This window comes from Brachybacterium tyrofermentans (genome assembly GCF_014897585.1).
In the GTDB taxonomy this organism is placed as follows: Bacteria; Actinomycetota; Actinomycetes; order Actinomycetales; family Dermabacteraceae; genus Brachybacterium; species Brachybacterium tyrofermentans.
In genome coordinates this window covers 1-3387 of record NZ_JABUXW010000066.1, presented here as the reverse complement: position 1 = coordinate 3387, position 3387 = coordinate 1, and the positions used below count along the sequence as shown (strand labels likewise).

Annotated in this window: 4 protein-coding genes; all 4 read left to right on the top strand. The window is 64.4% G+C overall.

Annotated features, from left to right (window positions below):
- A partial coding sequence (locus INT49_RS20620; RefSeq protein WP_226851123.1) for an HAD-IC family P-type ATPase occupies positions 1 to 497 on the top strand: 497 nt, incomplete at its 5' end.
- A gap of 30 nt (positions 498 to 527) precedes the next feature.
- Positions 528 to 1643, top strand: a complete 1116-nt coding sequence (locus INT49_RS20615; protein WP_226851124.1) for a tyrosine-type recombinase/integrase — start codon at positions 528 to 530, stop codon at positions 1641 to 1643.
- The gene (locus INT49_RS20610; RefSeq protein WP_096166878.1) at positions 1621 to 1971 is read left to right on the top strand and encodes a helix-turn-helix domain-containing protein; all 351 of its coding nucleotides are present in this window, start codon (positions 1621 to 1623) and stop codon (positions 1969 to 1971) included. Before INT49_RS20615 ends, INT49_RS20610 begins: the two co-directional genes overlap by 23 nt.
- Before the next feature lie 368 nt (positions 1972 to 2339).
- Positions 2340 to 3387, top strand: a 1048-nt coding sequence (locus INT49_RS20605) for a hypothetical protein (protein WP_193119603.1), incomplete at its 3' end; no start/stop codon positions are given.

Genomic DNA, 3387 nt, shown 5'->3' with positions numbered 1-3387 from the left:
TCCCGGACGTCCGTGCCGGCGTCCTGCCCACCGAGAAGGTCGCCGTGATCGAACAACTCCAGGACGAGGGACACCGAGTCGCCATGGTCGGCGACGGCATCAACGACGCCCCCGCCCTCGCAGCCGCCGACCTAGGACTCGGAATCGTCACCGGCACCGACGTCGCCCTCAAGACTGCCGACATCATCCTCGTCCGGGATGACCTCTACGCGATCGCCGACGCCATCACCCTCGCCCGCGCCACCAACCGCACCATCCGCACCAACCTCATCTGGGCCTTCGCCTACAACATCGCCGCCATCCCGATCGCCGCGATCGGACTACTCAACCCCCTCATCGCAGCCGCCGCGATGTCCCTCTCCTCCGTCTTCGTCGTCCACAACAGCCTCCGCCTCCAAAACATCCAAACGCTCCGCCCTTCCGCAGGCCCGGCACCTCGGGGGCAAGGAGCTAGGTCGGAGACGACCACGAACGCGCGAGCCGAGATGCATCAATGATGCAATAGATGCAATACTGGAGTGGTGGACATGGGCATCCGTGGAGTGTCTCCGCTTCGACAGCTCCGCAACGTGCGGGCGCTGGATGAGCATCGCTTCGTGTTCGAGGCGATGCTCTCGGGCTGGGCTGATCAGCAGATCAGTCGAGGCCTGACTGAGCGGACGATCGGCGGTCGCGAGCTGGTCGTTAGGAGGTTTGAAGAGTTTGTTGGCCGCTACCCGTGGGAGTGGTCGCCGGGGGACTTGGAGGACTTCACGACCCGGGCGAAGTCTGGGCAGAGTCCGGCGACTCCCTCGACGATCCGGGGGTATCACTCCATCATCCGCCTGTTCTGCGACTACCTCACCGATCCTCGGTACCGGTGGGCGGCGGACTGTGAAGAACGTTTCGGAACCGCGCCACAGCAGATCTGCCACGAGTGGAACACGCTCGCACACCTGGTCGATTACGAAGGCCGCCCACAGCGGCGAGCACTCACCTACGACGAGCTCGAGCAGCTCTTCGCGGTGGCCGACCACCGCGTCGAGACAATCCTTCGGCAGGGTCGAAAGGGTGCCCTCGCCGCGCTGCGTGACTCCCAGATCTTCAAGACCATCTACGCCTACGGACTACGCAGGGCCGAGGCCGTCGGTCTGGATGTAGCTGATCTGCGGCCCAACGGTGCTGCCCCGCGGTTCGGACGCTTCGGGGCGGTCGACGTGCGCTGGGGCAAGGGCTCTCACGGCTCAGGCCCGCGTCGACGTTCGGTGCTCACGCTCCCTGAGCTGGACTGGATCACGGAAGGTTTGGCCCAATGGGTCGACCAGGCCCGGTCCCGGTTCACTGCGGACTTGTCGGGACCGCTGTGGCCGACCGAGCGAGGCACGCGCGTCTCTCTGCGCTACATCGACCTGCGCTTCGCGCAGCTCCGCGACGAAGCGGGGCTGCCGCCGGAGCTCAGTGTCCACGCCCTGCGCCACACGTACGTCACCAACCTCATCGAATGGGGATACGCCGAGAAGTTCGTGCAGGACCAGGTCGGGCACGCCTATGCCTCGACAACCGCCATCTACACGTCCGTCGGTGACGACTTCAAGAACCGCATGATCAACCAAGCCCTCTCCCGGATCTATGGAGGACCCGATGCCGACGACTCCCGACTCTGACATCCCGATCACCTGGAATCTACGCCCGATGATGGCTGCGGCTGGGATGTTCCAGACGACAGATCTGATCGCACCGTTGCGCGCCCAGGGAGTGCAGCTCTCGCGCGAGCAAGTGTTCCGGTTGGTGACGAAGACGCCCGAGAGGCTGAACGTCGAAGTGTTCGCCGCCCTCTGCCGGATCCTCGAGTGCACACCCAACGATCTCATCGAGATCCCGAAGGTCCAGAGCGTGCGTCCTCGCCGAGTTGCTGGCGCTCCAGAGGCCTCCGGGCCTGCGATTGGCGAGCTTCGCCCCATCCCCGCCAAGCTGCACCGCCCGCACGAATGACCCCGCCTGGGAGCACACGTGGTCACCAGGTCGGCTGCGACGAATGTGCTCGCCATGTCGCAGCCCGTTACTCGATTCTCGAGCAGCGAATCTGCAACGCCTGCTACTCAAGACTCCGCCGACATCCCGGATCCTGTCCCGGGTGCGCTCAGGTCAAGGTCCTGGCCTTCTACGACTCGGAGCGACGCATCGTCTGCGCGCCCTGTGCTGGCGAACCTCCGCGGTTCGCGTGCATCACTTGCGGAAGCGAGGAACAGCTCACTGGATCTCAGTGCGGCACCTGTCGACTGGCCGAACGCCTCCGCGAGGTCCTCGCTGACGAGAACGGCGATATCCATCCTGGCCTCGCTAGCCTCTACGGCCACCTCATGGCTGCACGTGACCCGCGCGCGGTGGTGCGATGGCTGCGAAGATCGCCGATCGGAAAGACTCTGCGTGCCATGGCTACTGGCGAGGTGCAGATCAGTCACGACACACTCGACGCCCTCCCACTCTCGCCTCGCGTGCGGTATCTGCGCCACATGCTCATCAGTGCCGAAACCCTCCCCACGATCGACGTCCGGCTCAACGACCTCGAGATACTTGCTGAGCATCTCGTCAACGACCTCCCCTCCCACCACGCGCAGATCATCAACCAGTACTTCCGTTGGCAAGTCCTCCGCCAGACCAGGCAGCGGCGCGCGCAAAAGCCCCTGACCGTCGGCATGTTCAACGCTCGATGGTCCGCGTTGCGCAAGATCGCCTCCTTCCTGGTCTGGCTGGATGATCAGGGAGTTCAGATGGGGACGTTGGACCAGCGCTCCGTAGATCGATTCTTCACCCATCACCGCTCCCAGGGAGCGGTCGCCACCTTCCTCAATTGGGCGATCCGGCAGAAGCTGACCAGACCCCTCATGCCGCCTCATCGCCCGCAAGCTCGGCCCGCCCCCTCTGTCCCGGAGGACACCATCTGGCGGAAAGTCGATGAGCTTCTCGATGACACGTCCATCCCGTCCGCAAGCCGCATCATCGGCTTGCTGGTGCTCGTCTTCGCGCAACGGATCAGCGACTGCGTCCGCCTCCGCCAATCAGACGTCTCAGGTCACGAGACGACTTTGAGCATCACCTTCGGGCGCACGCCTCTCGCTCTGCCCGAGCCGATCGCCGAACTCCTCCGCCGCTACGTTAGCGAGCTCGAGGAACAACGGACCTTCGTCGGTGGAGGCCCCGATTGGCTCTTCCCTGGAACAACGCCCCATCTCCATGTCAGCGAAGCGATCGTCACGCTCCATCTCGCACCGCACAAAATCGATGCTCGCAGGACGCAGAACGCCCGTATCGATCAGCTCGTCCAGACCGTGCCCGCCAGCGTCGTCGCAGACGGGGCCTGCCCCTTGTTCGTGGACACGCTGATTCCAGCATTTGCTGGGGAAGCGA

Coding starts and splice junctions, on each gene's coding strand:
- INT49_RS20615 (WP_226851124.1), top strand. CDS start 528: ATGGGCATCCGTGGAGTGTCTCCGCTTCGACAGCTCCGCAACGTGCGG.
- INT49_RS20610 (WP_096166878.1), top strand. CDS start 1,621: ATGCCGACGACTCCCGACTCTGACATCCCGATCACCTGGAATCTACGC.